This window comes from Caulobacter sp. P1_D6 (assembly GCF_056406095.1).
Genome location: NZ_JBFUAW010000014.1, coordinates 45,923 through 60,219 on the forward strand (window position 1 = coordinate 45,923; position 14,297 = coordinate 60,219).

General features: G+C 68.0%; 17 protein-coding genes and 1 other RNA gene. 11 read left to right on the top strand and 7 right to left on the bottom strand.

What is annotated here, in order from left to right; all coding sequences use genetic code 11:
* Positions 1-116: 116 nt before the first annotated feature.
* From AC1DYP_RS10150 to AC1DYP_RS10160, 3 genes are read right to left on the bottom strand one after another with little or no spacing between them, the layout of a single operon-like run.
* Positions 117-563, bottom strand: a complete 447-nt coding sequence (locus AC1DYP_RS10150) for a flagellar basal body protein (RefSeq protein ID WP_477046228.1) — start codon at positions 561-563, stop codon at positions 117-119.
* Between the two features lie 3 nt (positions 564-566).
* On the bottom strand, positions 567-884 hold the full coding sequence (locus tag AC1DYP_RS10155) for a rod-binding protein (protein ID WP_477046229.1): 318 nt from the start codon (positions 882-884) through the stop codon (positions 567-569).
* On the bottom strand, positions 884-1,996 hold the full coding sequence (locus AC1DYP_RS10160; RefSeq protein WP_477046230.1) for a flagellar basal body P-ring protein FlgI: 1,113 nt from the start codon (positions 1,994-1,996) through the stop codon (positions 884-886). The genes AC1DYP_RS10155 and AC1DYP_RS10160 overlap by 1 nt, the downstream gene beginning before the upstream one ends.
* A 234-nt stretch (positions 1,997-2,230) precedes the next feature.
* On the opposite strand from AC1DYP_RS10160, the gene fliX reads away from it, so the two are divergent.
* Positions 2,231-2,659 carry a flagellar assembly regulator FliX gene (gene fliX, locus AC1DYP_RS10165; RefSeq protein WP_477046231.1) on the top strand — a complete coding sequence of 143 codons (429 nt, stop codon included), beginning with the start codon at positions 2,231-2,233 and terminating at the stop codon, positions 2,657-2,659.
* Between the two features lie 175 nt (positions 2,660-2,834).
* Positions 2,835-3,263 (top strand): RNA polymerase-binding protein DksA, encoded by a 429-nt coding sequence (gene dksA / locus AC1DYP_RS10170; RefSeq protein ID WP_477035677.1) that lies wholly within the window; start codon positions 2,835-2,837, stop codon positions 3,261-3,263.
* Between the two features lie 211 nt (positions 3,264-3,474).
* Here the strand turns inward: dksA and AC1DYP_RS10175 are convergent, their stop codons facing one another.
* Together AC1DYP_RS10175 and AC1DYP_RS10180 are read right to left on the bottom strand one after the other, a co-directional pair.
* Positions 3,475-4,086 (bottom strand): pyridoxamine 5'-phosphate oxidase family protein, encoded by a 612-nt coding sequence (locus AC1DYP_RS10175; RefSeq protein ID WP_477035678.1) that lies wholly within the window; start codon positions 4,084-4,086, stop codon positions 3,475-3,477.
* 51 nt (positions 4,087-4,137) lie between these two features.
* On the bottom strand, positions 4,138-4,494 hold the full coding sequence (locus AC1DYP_RS10180; RefSeq protein ID WP_477035679.1) for a response regulator: 357 nt from the start codon (positions 4,492-4,494) through the stop codon (positions 4,138-4,140).
* Positions 4,495-4,826: 332 nt separating this feature from the next.
* Between AC1DYP_RS10180 and AC1DYP_RS10185 the strand changes: the two genes are divergently transcribed.
* The 5 genes from AC1DYP_RS10185 (at position 4,827) to AC1DYP_RS10205 (ending at position 9,023) form a co-directional block, all read left to right on the top strand.
* On the top strand, positions 4,827-5,651 hold the full coding sequence (locus AC1DYP_RS10185; RefSeq protein WP_477035680.1) for a crotonase/enoyl-CoA hydratase family protein: 825 nt from the start codon (positions 4,827-4,829) through the stop codon (positions 5,649-5,651).
* On the top strand, positions 5,651-6,304 hold the full coding sequence (locus AC1DYP_RS10190; protein ID WP_477046232.1) for a DUF3052 domain-containing protein: 654 nt from the start codon (positions 5,651-5,653) through the stop codon (positions 6,302-6,304). Before AC1DYP_RS10185 ends, AC1DYP_RS10190 begins: the two co-directional genes overlap by 1 nt.
* Positions 6,305-6,350: 46 nt before the next feature.
* Positions 6,351-7,484, top strand: coding sequence for a M23 family metallopeptidase (locus tag AC1DYP_RS10195; protein ID WP_477046233.1), 1,134 nt, complete (start codon positions 6,351-6,353; stop codon positions 7,482-7,484).
* A gap of 102 nt (positions 7,485-7,586) precedes the next feature.
* The gene (locus AC1DYP_RS10200; protein ID WP_477046234.1) at positions 7,587-8,579 is read left to right on the top strand and encodes a tetratricopeptide repeat protein; all 993 of its coding nucleotides are present in this window, start codon (positions 7,587-7,589) and stop codon (positions 8,577-8,579) included.
* Between the two features lie 111 nt (positions 8,580-8,690).
* Complete coding sequence (locus AC1DYP_RS10205; protein WP_477046235.1) at positions 8,691-9,023, top strand: hypothetical protein; 333 nt, start codon at positions 8,691-8,693, stop codon at positions 9,021-9,023.
* Positions 9,024-9,063: 40 nt separating this feature from the next.
* Here AC1DYP_RS10205 and AC1DYP_RS10210 read toward each other — a convergent pair whose 3' ends face one another.
* Positions 9,064-10,545 (bottom strand): flavin-containing monooxygenase, encoded by a 1,482-nt coding sequence (locus AC1DYP_RS10210; RefSeq protein ID WP_477046236.1) that lies wholly within the window; start codon positions 10,543-10,545, stop codon positions 9,064-9,066.
* A gap of 231 nt (positions 10,546-10,776) precedes the next feature.
* On the opposite strand from AC1DYP_RS10210, the gene AC1DYP_RS10215 reads away from it, so the two are divergent.
* Genes AC1DYP_RS10215 through AC1DYP_RS10225 form a run of 3 tightly spaced genes read left to right on the top strand, consistent with a single transcriptional unit; the run spans position 10,777 to position 12,991 of the window.
* Positions 10,777-11,670, top strand: a complete 894-nt coding sequence (locus AC1DYP_RS10215) for a DMT family transporter (protein WP_477046237.1) — start codon at positions 10,777-10,779, stop codon at positions 11,668-11,670.
* Positions 11,667-12,386, top strand: coding sequence for an N-acetylmuramoyl-L-alanine amidase (locus tag AC1DYP_RS10220; protein WP_477046238.1), 720 nt, complete (start codon positions 11,667-11,669; stop codon positions 12,384-12,386). Before AC1DYP_RS10215 ends, AC1DYP_RS10220 begins: the two co-directional genes overlap by 4 nt.
* Positions 12,386-12,991 (top strand): FMN-binding negative transcriptional regulator, encoded by a 606-nt coding sequence (locus AC1DYP_RS10225; protein WP_477046239.1) that lies wholly within the window; start codon positions 12,386-12,388, stop codon positions 12,989-12,991. Before AC1DYP_RS10220 ends, AC1DYP_RS10225 begins: the two co-directional genes overlap by 1 nt.
* Here AC1DYP_RS10225 and AC1DYP_RS10230 read toward each other — a convergent pair.
* A complete protein-coding gene (locus AC1DYP_RS10230) occupies positions 12,988-13,530 on the bottom strand; it encodes a hypothetical protein (protein WP_477046240.1) in 543 nt (180 codons plus the stop codon). The genes AC1DYP_RS10225 and AC1DYP_RS10230 overlap by 4 nt on opposite strands.
* A 128-nt stretch (positions 13,531-13,658) precedes the next feature.
* Between AC1DYP_RS10230 and rnpB the strand changes: the two genes are divergently transcribed.
* An RNA gene (gene rnpB, locus AC1DYP_RS10235) (RNase P RNA component class A) lies at positions 13,659-14,056 on the top strand.
* Positions 14,057-14,297: the final 241 nt, after the last annotated feature.

The following is a 14,297-nucleotide window of genomic DNA, read 5'->3' on the forward strand; positions in this document are numbered from 1 at the left end:
GCTTCACGGGTGAGGAGTGAAGCCGCGCGATCTGCTCCTCCACCGCGTAGCGGGGGAGGTGGCGCGATGAGGATACGCATCGTGACGGAGGGGGCGTCCCTCCGTCTCAACAAACCCTACGCCCGTTGGTTCAACGTGATCGCCGTGCCGTTCTGACGATAGGCCGCGCCCTGCGAGCCGGGGCCGTAGCCTGAAGCGTTGGGGCGCTGTTCGGCGACTTCCTGGGCGATGGCGCGGACCAGGCCCTCGGTGACGGTCTTGGCGGCGGTCACCGCGCGGCCCTGGCGGGCCAGTACGGCGTCGAAGGCCTCGGTGGCGCGGACCAGGCGCGCGCGACGTTGCGGCGCGGCGCCCGACACCAGGGCGACGTTGCCGCGCACCCGGGTCGACTCGTGGCGGTAGAGATTGGCCAGCTTGGCCACCTCGTCGACATACTGCGCCGCCTCGTGCGGGCGGCGGGCCTCGAAGGCGGCCGACTGCCTGGCGATCAGGTCGGTCAGGCGTTCGGTCAGGATGATCAGCTGTTCGACGCGGTCGTCGCAATCGAGGGCGGTGAGGGCCATGGGTTACTCCTTCAGGCCTTGCATCTTCAGCATTTCCTTCTGCACGGCGGCGGCCACGCCGATGCCGCCGGCCTTGGAGACCTGCTTGGCCATCTCCTCGGCCAGAAGGGACTTGAACATGTCCTCGCCGGCCCCGCCGCCGCCGATCTCCGGCGTCTTCATGCCGGCGGTCATCGACTGCATCATCACCGACAGGAACGAGGCTTCGAACTTCTGGGCCGTGTCCCGGATCTTGCCGCGCTTGAGCAGTTCGGCGGTCGAGGCGGCGGTCGGGCCGACGGTGTCGATGGGCGAAACGGCGGCTGAGGAAAGGGCGCTCATCACATCACCTCGATTTCGGCTTGCAGGGCGCCCGAAGCCTTGATGGCTTGCAGGATCGAGATCATGTCGCGCGGCGTGACGCCCAGGGCGTTGAGGCCGCCGACCAGGCTCTTGAGCGAGGCGCCGCCGCCCAGGGTCAGCAGTTGCTTGCCGGTCTCCTCGTTGACGCTGACGGTCGACTGCGGCACCACCGTGGTGCGGCCCTGGCTGAACGGTGCCGGCTGGCTGACGGCCGGGGTCTCCTGGACCGAGATGGTCAGGTTGCCCTGGGCGATCGCCACCTGGCTGATGCGCACGTCGTCGCCCATGACGATCACGCCGGCCACTTCGTCGATGATCACCTTGGCCGGGGCGTCGGGCTCGACCTCCAGGTTCTCGATGTTGGTGACGAAGCTGATCATGTCCATGCCGGCCGGCGGACGCACGGCGACGATGGTCGGGTTCTGGGCCTGGGCGCAGTTGGGGAAGCGCTGGTTGATGGCGTCGGCGATGCGGCGCGAGGTGGTGAAGTCCGGATTGCGCAGGGTCATGCGCAGGACGTCCATGCTCACCATCTGGAAGCCGGTTTCCTTTTCGATGATGCCGCCGGCGGCGATCCGACCCGCGGTCGGCACGCCCTTGGTGACCGAGCTGCCCGACGCGCCGCCGGCCGAGACCGAACCGGTCTGCACCGAGCCTTGCGCCACCGCATAGGTCTGGCCGTCGGCGCCTTGCAGCGAGGTGACCAGCAGGGTGCCGCCCAGCAGGCTCTTGGCGTCGCCGAGGGTCGAGACCGTGACGTCCATGCGCGCGCCGGCCGCCGAGAACGGCGGCAGGTTGGCCGTGACCATAACGGCGGCGGTGTTCTTAGTGTTCAGGTTGCCGTCGCGGACGTTGACGCCCTGGCGCTCGAGCATGGCTTCCAGGCTCTGCTTGGTCATCGGCGCGTTGCGCAGGCTGTCGCCCGAACCGTTCAGGCCCACGACGATGCCGTAGCCCACCAGCTGGTTGTCGCGCACGCCTTCGAAGGCGACGATGTCCTTGATGCGCGACTTGGCGTCGGCCGGGCCGGAGACCAGGGCGACGGCGGCGAGAGCGAGGCCCAGAACGGAGGCAAAGAATGAACGAGACATGGCTATCCTGCGGCGGGGCGGCATCCCCGCGCCGTCCCATGCCAGAACCGGGCCAGTCTGGACGCGCTTAAAAGCTCAATGAAATCAGTCGAAAGACGTGCATTTTCCGCCTGCGACATTCTGGTTCGGCAGATTCTGCCCGGCATTAACCATACCGCAAGCGGCGCCCCAGCAAGATGTGGTTAACGGGGAGGGGGTGACTCCCTAAATCGTGAGTCGGAGCAGCGTTTCGTCATGAAGGTTTCCAGCACGGGAGGCGCGGGCGCGGTTGGCGCATCGCGGGCCAAACCGGCGGGCGGCGGATCGGGGTTTTCCCTGCCTTCGGTGGGCGGGACCAGTGCCGCGTCCGGGGTTGCCCAGACGGGCGGCGTGGCCGGGGTCGGATCGCTCGACGCGCTCCTGGCCCTGCAGGCCGACATGGACCCGACGGAGCGCAAGCGCCGGGCGGTGAGGCGGGCCGGCGGCCTGCTGGACCTGCTGGACGCCCTGAAGCTGGCCACCCTGGACGGCGAGGTTTCGACCGGCACGCTGTCGCGACTCAAAAGCGCCGTACGCGAACATCGCGAGGCCACGGACGACCCCAAGCTCGAGGCGATTCTCAACGAAATCGAGACCCGGGCCGCCGTCGAAGCGGCCAAGCTCGAACAAATGCGACTGGGCTGAGAACGCTGATGAAACCGTATCTTAAAGAACACGGTTCATCGAATATCCCCAGATTCGCGATGTCCGTGCACGTCGGTGAACACGCCGCTCACGCGACGTTCATTGAACCCGGCTATCGTTTTGGTATAAGCACCCGGCCTGACCTGGGCGGAGTTCATCGGGGCGTGAGGCGTTAATGCAAACGGCCACTGTTCTTAAGATACCAGACTCGTATCGTCCGTCGGATGACGAGCCTTTCATGAACGAGCGTCAGCTTGAGTATTTCAAGCAAAAGCTGAACGCCTGGAAAGAGGAGATCCTCCGCGAATCTCGCGAGACGGTCGCCCATCTCCAGAAGGAAACTGAAAACCATGCCGACCTCGCCGATCGCGCGTCGTCGGAAACTGATCGGGCGCTGGAACTTCGCACCCGGGACCGCCAGAGAAAACTCATCTCGAAAATCGACCAGGCGTTGCGCCGGGTCGAGGACGGTTCCTACGGCTACTGCGAGGAAACCGGCGAACCGATCGGTTTGGCTCGACTGGACGCGCGGCCCACCGCGACGCTCAGCCTGGAAGCCCAGGAACGTCACGAACGTCGGGAACGGGTTCACCGCGACGACTGAGACCCTGCAAGGGGTCTCGACTGAATGTGTTTCGAACGGCCCCGCTTCACCGCGGGGCCGTTTTTGTTGGTCCTCCCCCCGCGGGGGAGGTGTCGGCGTAGCCGACGGAGGGGGGAGTGATCGGCAGGCCGCCGCCTGCAGGATCTGGCTCCCTAAGACTCCCCCCACCGATCGCTGCGCGATCGCCTCCCCCACAGGGGGAGGACCAGCCTCACCAAAGGCTCGCCGCCGCCCGTTCCGGCCATCCCTTGTCGTATTCCTCCCCGCCGATGGCGTTCTGGCTCATCGCCGCCAGCATCGCGCCGGGCGAGGGCAGGGATCGGGGATCCACCTGAGCCTCGGCCTTCCACAGGCCCGACCGGACGATCGCCCGGGCGCACTGGAAATAGGCCTCGACCACGGTGATCACCAGGCAGGTGCGGGGCGCCTTGCCGTCGACGGCGAAGCTGGCCAGCAGGTCGGGATCGGCGCTGACCACCGCCCGGCCGTTGACCCGGAACGTCGTGCCCGAGCCGGGGATCAGGAACATCAGCGCCACCCGCGGATCGCGGATCACGTTGCGCAGGCTGTCGGTGCGATTGTTGCCGCGGCGGTCGGGCAGGATCAGGGTCCGCTCGTCGTGGATGCGGACGAAGCCGGGCTGGTCGCCGCGCGGGCTGCAGTCCAGACCCTCGGGGCCGACGGTGGCCAGGGCCAGGAACGGCGAGGCCTCGATCAGGGCGCGATAGTGCGGGGTGATGCGGTCGGCGACCTTGACGGTCGAGGCCGGGACCGGGGCCGGCGTGTAGAGGGCTTCGAGCGCCTCGAGGCTGTCGATGATCATGGACGGCTCCCCTGCAGGGCCGTCAACATAGCGGGTGTCGCTATCGCGCGCCTAGGCGTTGGCGCTCTGGACCATGGCGCAGGCCTCGGCCAGGCGGTGGGGCGAGATCGGCTTGTCGACCACGGCGCGGGTGCGCGCGCCTAGCTGGTCGGCGTTGCCGGTGACGTAGACCACGGGGATCGGCCCCAGGCGGGCGAGGATGGCGGTCACCGCCTCGACGCCGGTGCCGCCGATGATGCGATAGTCGGCGGTGATCAGATCGGGCGGACGCCTGAGGGCGCAGTCCAGCGCCTCCTGGGGGCTTTCCGCGATATCGAAGGTGTCGAACCCTTGCTCGGCGAGCAAAGCCTCCACTTCCATCGCGATGAGGATTTCATCCTCGATGATCAAAGCATGTCTGTGGGACATGTGCACTGCACGCCACCGCTTTTAAAATTCGTCCCTGGCGTTAGTAGAAGCCTATGATTCTGTTCTGCGCTAACGGTTTTTACGGCTCAGCTTGTCTAAAATGTCGCAGGGCGTGCTGTTGCGTCTTGTTCTCACGCCGCAAGATCTTCCAGGTGTTGTGTGTGATCACAAAAACAAGCGCACGGTCTTGTCGGTTTTGGGCGAAGTCGGGGATTTACCTTAGTTTATAAAACAAAGTCCGCCGAGCGCTGGTCTCTTGCCTCTCCCTGGGTGATTTGCGCTATGCAGATCAAAAAGGCCCAGGCCGAAAAACCCGCAGGAGCGCGCCCGCCATGTCGCAAGACACCCCTTCGACCCCTCCGCCCCTGATCCTGACCGAGAAGCGCGGCCACATCGCGATCCTCACCCTCAACCGGCCTGACGCCCTGAACGCCCTGGGCGCTCCGGGCGACGGCGATCAGGTGGCGGCCGCCTGCGAGGCGATCAACGACGACCAGGACATCCGCTGCGTGATCCTGACCGGCGCGGGCCGGGCCTTCTCGGCCGGCGGCGACGTCAAGGCGATGAAGGCGCGGGAAGGGGCGTTCGGCGGCAACGGCGTCAAGGTTCGCGATGGTTATCGCAAGAACATCCACCGCATCGTGCGGGCCATCTACGGCCTGGAGGTCCCGTCGATCGCGGCGGTCAACGGCGCGGCCATCGGCCTGGGCTGCGACGTGGCCTGCATGACCGACATCCGCATCGCCGCCGACACCGCCAAGTTCGGCGTCACCTTCCTGAAGCTGGGCCTGATCCCCGGCGACGGCGGGGCCTGGCTGATGCCGCGCACCATCGGCATGAGCCGCGCCGCCGAGCTGCTGTTCACCGGCGACGTCATCGACGCGGCCAAGGCCGCCGAGTGGGGGCTGGTCAGCAAGGCCGTCCCGGCCGACACCCTGATGGACGAGGCCATGGCCCTGGCCACGCGGATCGCCCAGCAGCCGCCCCACGCCCTGCGCATGGGCAAGAGCCTGCTCAAGCACGGCCAGACCGCCAGCTACGACACGCTGATGGAGATGAGCGCCGCGGCCCAGGCCATCGCCCACCACACCGACGACCACATGGAGGGCGTCGACGCCATCCTCGAGAAACGCCAGCCCAACTTCAGGGGTTCGTGATGGGCAAGGAGGCCAAGGGCGTCTGGGGCCAGCTCTCCGACGGCGAGAGCGACGGCAAGCTGGTGTGGGAGCCGCCCAAGCTGATCTTCCGCGGCGCGGTGCGCGGCATCTACCAGGGTCACGCCCTGCGCGACCTGAAGGTCGAGGGCGACGACCTGGTGCTGACCGACGGCACGCGCTTCACGCTGGAGCCGGGCCAGGCCGACAAGTGGCTGCACGCCATCCAGAACCCGCCCGGCCGGTTGGACAAGCTGGGCGTCAAGGCCGGCCAGACCGTGGTGGTCGAGGCGATCGACGACGCCGAGTTCCTGGACGAGCTGTCGACCCGCGTCGAACCGGTTGAGGCCTATGAGGACATCGACCTGCTGTTCCTGGGCGTCGAGGACCTGGCCGACTTCGACCAGCTCGAAGACCTGATCGGCGGCCTGGGGCCCAAGGGCGCGATCTGGATCGTCGCCCAGAAGGGCAAGGGCGCGCCGCTGAAGGACGTCGAGATCCTGACCGCCGCCCGCGAGCAGGGCCTGGTCGACACCAAGGTCTGCGCCTTCTCCAAGACCCACACGGCGCTGCGGTTCGTGAAGCGCAAGGGCGAGGCGGTGGTGAAGCCGGCGCCGGCCGAGGACGACGAGGGTTTCGACGACGACGAGGATTGATCCCGCGCCGCTTCGACCCCACGTCCGGGCCATCGGGGAGATCGCCATGGGGCACCGCATCGCGCCGCTCTTCGCCTGCCTGATGCTGGTGTCGGCGCCCGCCGTCGCGCGGTCGGCCGAGCCCCTGCGGGAGTCGTTCGACATTGTGGTCCCCAAGGCGCCGTCCCCGGTCGCCGTCGCGGGGCGCGTGCAGCTGCTCTACGAACTGCACCTGACCAATTTCAGCCAGGAGCCGCTGGCGCCCCTGAGCCTGCGGATCACCGATCCCGACACCGGCGCCGTGATCGCCGAGTTCGCGGAAGAGGCCCTGCGGCGACGGCTGGCGACCATGCCGGCCGGCGGCAAGGACGCGGCGCTCGCGCCGGGGCGCCGCGCGGTGGTCTTCGTCGAGCTGGACCTGTCGGCGGGCGATGTTCCGCGCCGACTGGCCCACGAGGTCGCCTACGCGGCCGGCGAGGCGAGGTTCACGGTCGCCGGGCCCGAGGTTGCGGTCGACGCGACGCCGCTCGTCGTGCTCGGTCCGCCGCTGGCCGGCGGTCCCTGGGTGGCCGTGCACGCCGCCGAATGGCCGCGCGGCCATCGCCGGGTCGGCTACACGGTCGGCGGAAGAATGCGGATCCCCGGCCGGTTCGCGGTCGACTTCGTGCGGGTCGACGACCAGGGGCGGACCACCCACGGCGACAAGGACCGCCCCGCCGACGCCCTGGGCTATGGGGCCGAGGTCCTGGCCGTGGCCGACGCCACGGTGCTGGTCGTCCGCGACGGCATGGCCGAGAGCCCCAGCATCGCGGGCAATCCCAAGCACGCGATCGGCGACGCGGCGGGCGACTATGTCGCGCTGCGTCTGCCGGGCGGCCGCGTGGCGTTCTACGAGCATCTGAAGCCGGGCAGCGTTCGGGTGAAGGCGGGGGACCGGGTCCGCCGCGGTCAGGTCCTGGGCGCGCTGGGCTTCACCGGCGACACCACGGGACCGCACCTGCACTTCCACGTCGCCGACGGCGAGACGCCGCTGGGCGGCGAAGGCGTTCCGTTCGCGATCGACCGGTTCACGCTGCTGGGCCGCTATGTCGACATCGGCGGCCTGGGCGCGCGGCCCTGGGATCCCCCGCCGGCGGGGCTGGAGCCGCGCCGCGCCGCCGAATGGCCGGACTCCAACGCGGTCGTCCGGTTCGCGGAGTAGGGCGGCCCCTCGGGTCTCGGCGCGTGACCCCCGCGTGATCCACCTGATGGGGACGGTCGGCGCGGACGGTTAGGCTGGCGACCTGTCCAGGGTCCAAAGCCGATGACCTTTCCCATGGCGACGGCGTCGTCCGTCCTCCTCGTCGCGAGCCTGAGCGTGCTGCTGGGCGGCCCGCCCGTCACGGCCCAAAACACGGCCCAGACCGCCGCCAAGACCTGGACGCCGCCGACGCCGCCCGCCGATCTCCAGGCCGCGCTCGACAAGGCGGCCACGGGCTCGCCCGAGGCCCTGACGGCCCTGGCCGACGGCGGCCGCGCCGACGCCCAGGCCTATGCCGGGCTGCTGTTCGTCTTCGGCCGGGGCAAGGTCGCGCCGGACCCGCCGCGCGGCTGCGGCTATGCCGCGAAGGCGGCGGAGCAGCGCGCCGACGCCATGCATCTGCGCGCCCGCTGCCTGCAGTACGGCCTGGCCGGAGGCGCGCCCGACGTAGAGGGCGCCAAGGCGGCCTACACGCGCGCCATCCAGATGGGCTATCCGCAGTCCAAGTGCGCCCTGGGCCAGATGCTGATGGTCGAGCCGGCCTCGGCCGAGCGCGGCGTGGCGCTGTGCAAGGAGGCCGCCAAGGCCGGCGACAACGAGGCGCAACTGGTGCTGGGCGCGGCCTACCTGGCCGGCAAGCCGGTGGCCCGCGACCCGGCCGAGGCGCGCAAGTGGTACGAACTGGCCGCCAAGCAGAACCCCCTGCTGGCCGCCCGCAAGCTGGGCGAGCTGTACGCCAGCGGCGAGGGCGGCAAGCGCGACGCCAAGAAGGCGATGGAACTGTGGACCGCCGCCGAGAAGGCGGGCGACCAGGCGGCCTGCATCCTGATGGCCGACCAGCTGTTCTCGGAGATGACCGGCGGGCGCAAGCCGGGCCCAGGGACCTATGCGTTCAAGGGCGGCGTGCCGGTCAAGGACATCGAGGTGGTCGAGCTGTGGTACCAGGCCGCGCTCGACCGCGACCCCCGGCCCGAGGTGAAGACCCGCGCCCAGTACGCGCTGAAGCTGCTCCAGAGCTTCAAGACCGCCAACGTGTCGACGAAGAAGCCCAGATAACCGCGCTGTTCGTGTCACTAAATCTAGGGACGTTCTCGATTCGACTGACAACTAAAAATTGACTTACAAGCGAGGCGGCGATTTCGCCACAAGTCAAAAAGGGGGGCGACAATGCCCGACATGACCAGCTGCACCTTCACGGTGAACGACCAGGACGGCGGCGCGGACACGCGCAGTTTCGCGTTCAACACCACTCAGCAGGGCGACAAGTATTCGGTCCTCGTCACCAATGACGGCATCGCGCCGTACGGCGTCACGCTGAGCACCGGCACGCCCAACGCCGCCTTGCCCAGCAATGGGGGCGCGCGGGTCAAGGCGACGGGCTCGTTGAGCCTGCTGTTCGACAGCGCCAACGACAAGAACGTGGTGATCGCCTTCACGGGGACGCTCAACACCACCCATCCGACCAGCATGCAGAGCGTGGTCATCGCCAGCTTCGACTGATCCCCGATCGGGCGCGCGCGGTGCGCGCGTCCTCTTCGGGTCAGGCCGCTTCGCGCGCCTTGGCCGGCGCCTTGGCCTTCGAGAACTCCATCGTGCCGTCGTCCACCTTGCCGTAGCGCAGGGCCACCAGGTCCAGGGCGTAGTTCTGGTGCACCTTCCACGGCGTCTTGGCGCCCTGCTTGGGCAGGATCTTCAGGGCGCGCTGGACGTAGCCCGACGAGAAGTCCAGCCAGGGCTCGATCTCCATCTGCCCCTCGGGCAGGCGCGGCGTGCAGATGCGCGTGCCCGTGCGGTCCATGTGGTTGAGAAGGCGGCAGACATATTCGGCTGTCAGGTCGGCCTTCAGGGTCCAGCTGGCGTTGGTGTAGCCGAAGGTCGAGGCCAGGTTCGGCACGTCGCTGAACATCATGCCCTTGTAGCTGGTGGTCTCGTGGGGGGCGATCTTCCGCCCGTCGACCACCACCTCCATCTCGCCCAGCAGCTGCATGCGCAGGCCCGTGGCGGTGACGATGATGTCGGCGTCGAGAGTGGCGCCAGACCGCAGCCTTAGCCCCGTCTCGGTGAAGGTCTCGATATGGTCGGTGACCACCGAGGTGGTTCCGGCCTTGATCGAGTCGAACAGGTCCGCGTCCGGCACCAGGCACAGCCGCTGGTCCCAAGGATTGTAGCGCGGGGTGAAGTGGGTCTCGATGTCGTAGTCGGGGCCCAGGTGGTCGCGCACCAAGCCCAGAAGTTGCTGCTTGGTCTTCTCGGGCTTCTTGCGGGCGATGTTGAAGAACAGCATCTGCATGGCCACGTTCTTCCAGCGCGTGATGTTGTAGGCGGTCATGGCCGGCAGCTTGGCGCGCAGCCAGTTGGCGACGCCGTCCTCGGCCGGGCGCGAGACCACATAGGTCGGCGAGCGCTGCAGCATGGTCACGTGGCCGGCCGTCTTGGCCATTTCGGGCGCCAGGGTCACGGCGGTGGCGCCGCTGCCGATCACCACGACCGTCTTGCCGGCGTAGTCCAGGTCCTCGGGCCACAGTTGCGGATGGACGATGCGGCCCTGGAACCGCTCGACGCCCGGGAAGTCGGGCGTGTAGCCGGCGTCGTAATTGTAGTAGCCGCTGCACATCGACAGGAAATTGCAGCTGACCCTGACGATCGCGCCGTCGTGCTCGGCCTCGACGGTCCAGGTCGCGGTCTCGGACGACCAACTGGCCCGCTTGACCTTGTGGCCATAGCGGATGTGGCGGTCGATGCCGTTCTCGGCGGCGGTCTCGCGGACATAGTTCAGGATCGACGGGCCGTCGGCGATGGCCTTGGCCTCGCGCCACGGCTTGAAGGCGTAGCCCAGGGTGTACATGTCGCTGTCGGAGCGGATGCCCGGATAGCGGAACAGGTCCCAGGTGCCGCCCATCGCGGCGCGCGCCTCGAGGATGGCGTAGGTCTTCTTCGGACAGTCGCGTTGCAGGTGGTAGGCCGCGCCGATGCCCGACAGGCCCGCGCCCACGATCAGTACGTCGAAATGCTCGATGGCCATCGTGCCTCCACCCTGAAGTTCACCCGGTCCGGTGGTCCGGACGCTCGCGTATGTGAACATTGTTCACCAGCAAACGACCGTTTAGGCCGTGCGTCAACCGCGGTGCGCAGGGGACATGCACTTGTGCGTGTCCCATCAGACGCACGGAGCCTGAGTTGGGGACACGCACAAGTGCATGGCCCCCGGCTTTTCGTTGCAAACAGGTGTTCGAGCCGCGTATGCGGTCTCCCCATGTCCCTGCGCGACTTCGGCGTGCTGGTCCTGGTCTGTCTGGTCTGGGCCTGCAACAACATCATCTCCAAGATCGTGGTCGCCCATTGGGGCGTGCCGCCGCTGTTCTATGCCGCGGTGCGTTTCGCCATCGTCGCGGCGGTGACCCTGCCGTGGCTGCTGCCCGCGCCGCGTCCGACCTGGCGGATCGTGACCGTGGGCCTGCTGATGGGAGCGGGCAATTTCGCCCTGCTGTTCATGGGCTTCAAGACCGCCTCGCCTTCGGCCTCGGCGGTGGTGATCCAGCTGGGCGTGCCATTCACGACCATCCTGTCGATGCTGATGCTGGGCGAGAAGGTGCGCTGGAAGCGCGGCCTGGGCATCGCCCTGACCCTGTCGGGCGCGGTGGCGGTGATGTGGAACCCGCATGGCCTGCAGCTGTCGCCGGGCCTGTGGTTCATCGTCGCCTCGGCCTTCACCGGGTCGCTGGGCGCGGTGATGATGAAGCAGATCGAGGGCGTGAAGCCGCTGCAGTTCCAGGCTTGGGTCGGCGCCACCTCGGTCGCGCCCCTGGCCATGCTGAGCCTGGCGACCGAGCCCGGCGGCCTGGACCTGGCCCTGAAGGCTGGATGGCCGTTCCTGGCGGCGCTGCTGTTCTCGGCCCTGATCGTCTCGGTTCTGGCCCACACCGCCTATTACGGCCTGATCCAGCGCCATGACGCCAACCTGGTGGCGCCGTTGACCCTGATGACCCCGTTGATGACCATTGGCCTGGGCGTCCTGATCACGCACGATCATTTCGACGCCCGGATGGGAATCGGCACGCTCCTCGCGCTAGTGGGTGTGCTGATCATCGCCCTGCGCAAGAACCAGGTGATGCCGCTGCTGATGCTGACCAGGAACCGCTCTCAATGATGGTGATCGACGCTCCGTCGCCGAACTTCGACGCGCGCAAGTCCGTGCCCGACTGCGTCATCCTGCACTACACCGGCATGGAGACGGGCCCGGCCGCCCTGGCGCGGCTGTGCGATCCGGAGGCCAAGGTCTCGTCCCACTACCTGGTCGAGGAGGATGGCCGGGTCTTCCGCCTGGTGCCCGAGGAGCGCCGCGCGTGGCACGCCGGGGCCGCCTTCTGGAAGGGCGTCAAGGACATCAACTCCGCCTCGATCGGCATCGAGATCGTCAATCCCGGCCACGAGTTCGGCTATCGCCCGTTCCCGGACGCCCAGATCGCCGCGGTGATCAACCTGCTGGCCGACATCCGCTCGCGCTGGACGATCGACGACGACATGATCATCGGCCATTCCGACATCGCCCCCGGCCGCAAGATCGACCCGGGCGAGCTGTTCCCCTGGAAGCGCCTGGCCGCAGCTGGCCACGGCCTGTGGGTCGAGCCGCCGCCGTCGCCCGGCGGGCCGCTGGGCCAGGGCGAGGAAGGGACCGGCGTCTTCGCCCTGCAGGCCGGCCTGACCCGCCTGGGCTACAACTGCGCGCCGTCGGGCAAGTACGACGAGTGGACCGCGACCGTGGTCGCCGCCTTCCAGCGCCACTGGCTGCAGACCCGCTTCGACGGCGTGGCCGACGGCGAGACCCGGGCGCGGCTGGTGGGCCTGCTGCGGGCCGCCGGCTGATGCATCCGGCCAAGCCGTTCCACATCGACGACCGCGAGACGCTGCTGGCCTTCTTCCGGGCCAATCCGTTCGTGACGATCGCGGCGGCGGTGGGCGGTCGCCCGTTCACGGCCCAGGCGCCGGTGGTGGTGCGCGAGCTGGACTTCGGCGAGGTGGCGCTGGACTTCCACCTGTCGCGCGGCAACGCCCTGGCGCCGTTCGTGGTCGCTGGCTTCCGCGCCGTGGTCCTGGCGACCGGCCCGGACGCCTATGTCAGCCCCGACTGGTACGGCAGCGAGGACCAGGTGCCGACCTGGAACTACATCTCGGCCGAGGCCGAGGGGCTCGTCGCGCCACTCAGCGACGACGAGTTCGTGGCGCTGCTCGACGACCTCTCGGCCCAGGAAGAGGCCCGCCTCTTGCCCAAGAAGCCCTGGACCCGCGACAAGATGAGCCCCGGCCGCTTCGAGGCGATGATGCGCGGCATCATCGGCTGTCGGCTCAGCGTCGAGCGGTTGGAAGGGACCTGGAAGCTGTCGCAGAACAAGACTGCCGCCGAACGGGCGGGTGCGATCGTGGGGCTGGGCGATGATCCGGTCGCGGGGTTGATGGGCGACGCCGGCTAGGCGCGCCAGGATATCGACGCGGCGCCGACGTCTTCCGCGAGATAGGCCTGAAGGTAGGCCTCCAGGTCTTTGTAACGGGACTCGCCGTTGGCGTCGTAGACCCACAGCTCCGGCTCGTCCTCGAAGTCCAGCCACAGCAGGTAGATCTTCTCGTTGGTGTAGTCGCTCCCGGCGAAAAGCGAGAGCCGTTCGGGGCGAAACAGCGCGGAAGCCTCGTTGGGCCAGTTTTCCATTCCGTCGATCTGCGTCTGCTTCACGCCGTACAGAAGCGGGTCGCCGGCCGTGGCCGTGTCAGACCAGAGCGCCTCCATATCGGCGGCCGAAAGCCAGTGCCCGTGACTGGCGATCGTCCAGCGACCGCAGAGTTCGAAACGCGCCTCCAGCATGGGGCCGCATGGGCGGTAGACTCCCGGCGCGAGGGTTGGAACGCCGCGGCTGAACGGCGCCGGCGGCTCCATCCGCGGTTCCATTCCGTCGACGGCTCCGTCCCAGAGCTCGGTCGTCTTCAGGAAGGCCGCATGGACCTGGTCTTTGATCATGGTCCGTCTCCAGGAAGAGGGCGGGCCACTAGAGGCCTTGTCGGTCCGGCCGTCGAGCCGCCTTGGACCGCGCTTCGCCGTGATCGGCGATTGACCCGCCGTCATCAAGCCGTCAAACAGGCCCCGGACCAGATGGTCGGGCGGCCGCGGCATCCTTGGATGTCGAGGAAAGTCCGGGCTCCACGGTGACAAGGCGGCGGGTAACGCCCGCCGGGAGCGATCCCAGGGATAGCGCCACAGAAAGCAAACCTCCTCCCTACGGGGCGGGAAGGGTGAAAGGGTGGGGTAAGAGCCCACCGCGGACCTGGCAACAGGGACGGCATGGCAAGCCCCGCCTGGAGCAAGACCGAATAGGGACCCCGCGCCGGCCTCGCGTCGGATAGGCCGTCACTGGCTGAGAGGGTCCGGGTAGGTCGCGAGAACCGTCCAGCGATGGGCGGTCCAGAGGAATGGCCGTCTCGCGGTCGTCTTTCTTTCGGGAGGGGCGGGCGTCAGACAGAACCCGGCTTACAGACCATCTGGTCCATTGATCCCCGTGGCGGGGATCGCGAAAAAGTGGGTTCCGGCCCCACTTCTCCCCAAGACGTCGACAGCGCGGCCATGGGTTCCCTTGTCCGCAAGGGCCTCGAGCAGAGTCTAGCGCGCGCCAATTCTTAACAGGTTCCATGTATGTTCTGTGGATAGATTCTGGCGCTCTGTGAAAGAGCTCCACGACACCTTTGTTTTGGCGGCTAAACGGCCGTTGGTGTCATTGTGTCCCAATCAAT

Bases quoted from the DNA above. Each gene is read 5' to 3' on its own strand.
- AC1DYP_RS10150 (WP_477046228.1), bottom strand. From the start codon at position 563: ATGGCCCTCACCGCCCTCGATTGCGACGACCGCGTCGAACAGCTGATC.
- AC1DYP_RS10155 (WP_477046229.1), bottom strand. From the start codon at position 884: ATGAGCGCCCTTTCCTCAGCCGCCGTTTCGCCCATCGACACCGTCGGC.
- AC1DYP_RS10160 (WP_477046230.1), bottom strand. From the start codon at position 1,996: ATGTCTCGTTCATTCTTTGCCTCCGTTCTGGGCCTCGCTCTCGCCGCC.
- fliX (WP_477046231.1), top strand. From the start codon at position 2,231: ATGAAGGTTTCCAGCACGGGAGGCGCGGGCGCGGTTGGCGCATCGCGG.
- dksA (WP_477035677.1), top strand. From the start codon at position 2,835: ATGCAAACGGCCACTGTTCTTAAGATACCAGACTCGTATCGTCCGTCG.
- AC1DYP_RS10175 (WP_477035678.1), bottom strand. From the start codon at position 4,086: ATGATCATCGACAGCCTCGAGGCGCTCGAAGCCCTCTACACGCCGGCC.
- AC1DYP_RS10180 (WP_477035679.1), bottom strand. From the start codon at position 4,494: ATGTCCCACAGACATGCTTTGATCATCGAGGATGAAATCCTCATCGCG.
- AC1DYP_RS10185 (WP_477035680.1), top strand. From the start codon at position 4,827: ATGTCGCAAGACACCCCTTCGACCCCTCCGCCCCTGATCCTGACCGAG.
- AC1DYP_RS10190 (WP_477046232.1), top strand. From the start codon at position 5,651: ATGGGCAAGGAGGCCAAGGGCGTCTGGGGCCAGCTCTCCGACGGCGAG.
- AC1DYP_RS10195 (WP_477046233.1), top strand. From the start codon at position 6,351: ATGGGGCACCGCATCGCGCCGCTCTTCGCCTGCCTGATGCTGGTGTCG.
- AC1DYP_RS10200 (WP_477046234.1), top strand. From the start codon at position 7,587: ATGACCTTTCCCATGGCGACGGCGTCGTCCGTCCTCCTCGTCGCGAGC.
- AC1DYP_RS10205 (WP_477046235.1), top strand. From the start codon at position 8,691: ATGCCCGACATGACCAGCTGCACCTTCACGGTGAACGACCAGGACGGC.
- AC1DYP_RS10210 (WP_477046236.1), bottom strand. From the start codon at position 10,545: ATGGCCATCGAGCATTTCGACGTACTGATCGTGGGCGCGGGCCTGTCG.
- AC1DYP_RS10215 (WP_477046237.1), top strand. From the start codon at position 10,777: ATGTCCCTGCGCGACTTCGGCGTGCTGGTCCTGGTCTGTCTGGTCTGG.
- AC1DYP_RS10220 (WP_477046238.1), top strand. From the start codon at position 11,667: ATGATGGTGATCGACGCTCCGTCGCCGAACTTCGACGCGCGCAAGTCC.
- AC1DYP_RS10225 (WP_477046239.1), top strand. From the start codon at position 12,386: ATGCATCCGGCCAAGCCGTTCCACATCGACGACCGCGAGACGCTGCTG.
- AC1DYP_RS10230 (WP_477046240.1), bottom strand. From the start codon at position 13,530: ATGATCAAAGACCAGGTCCATGCGGCCTTCCTGAAGACGACCGAGCTC.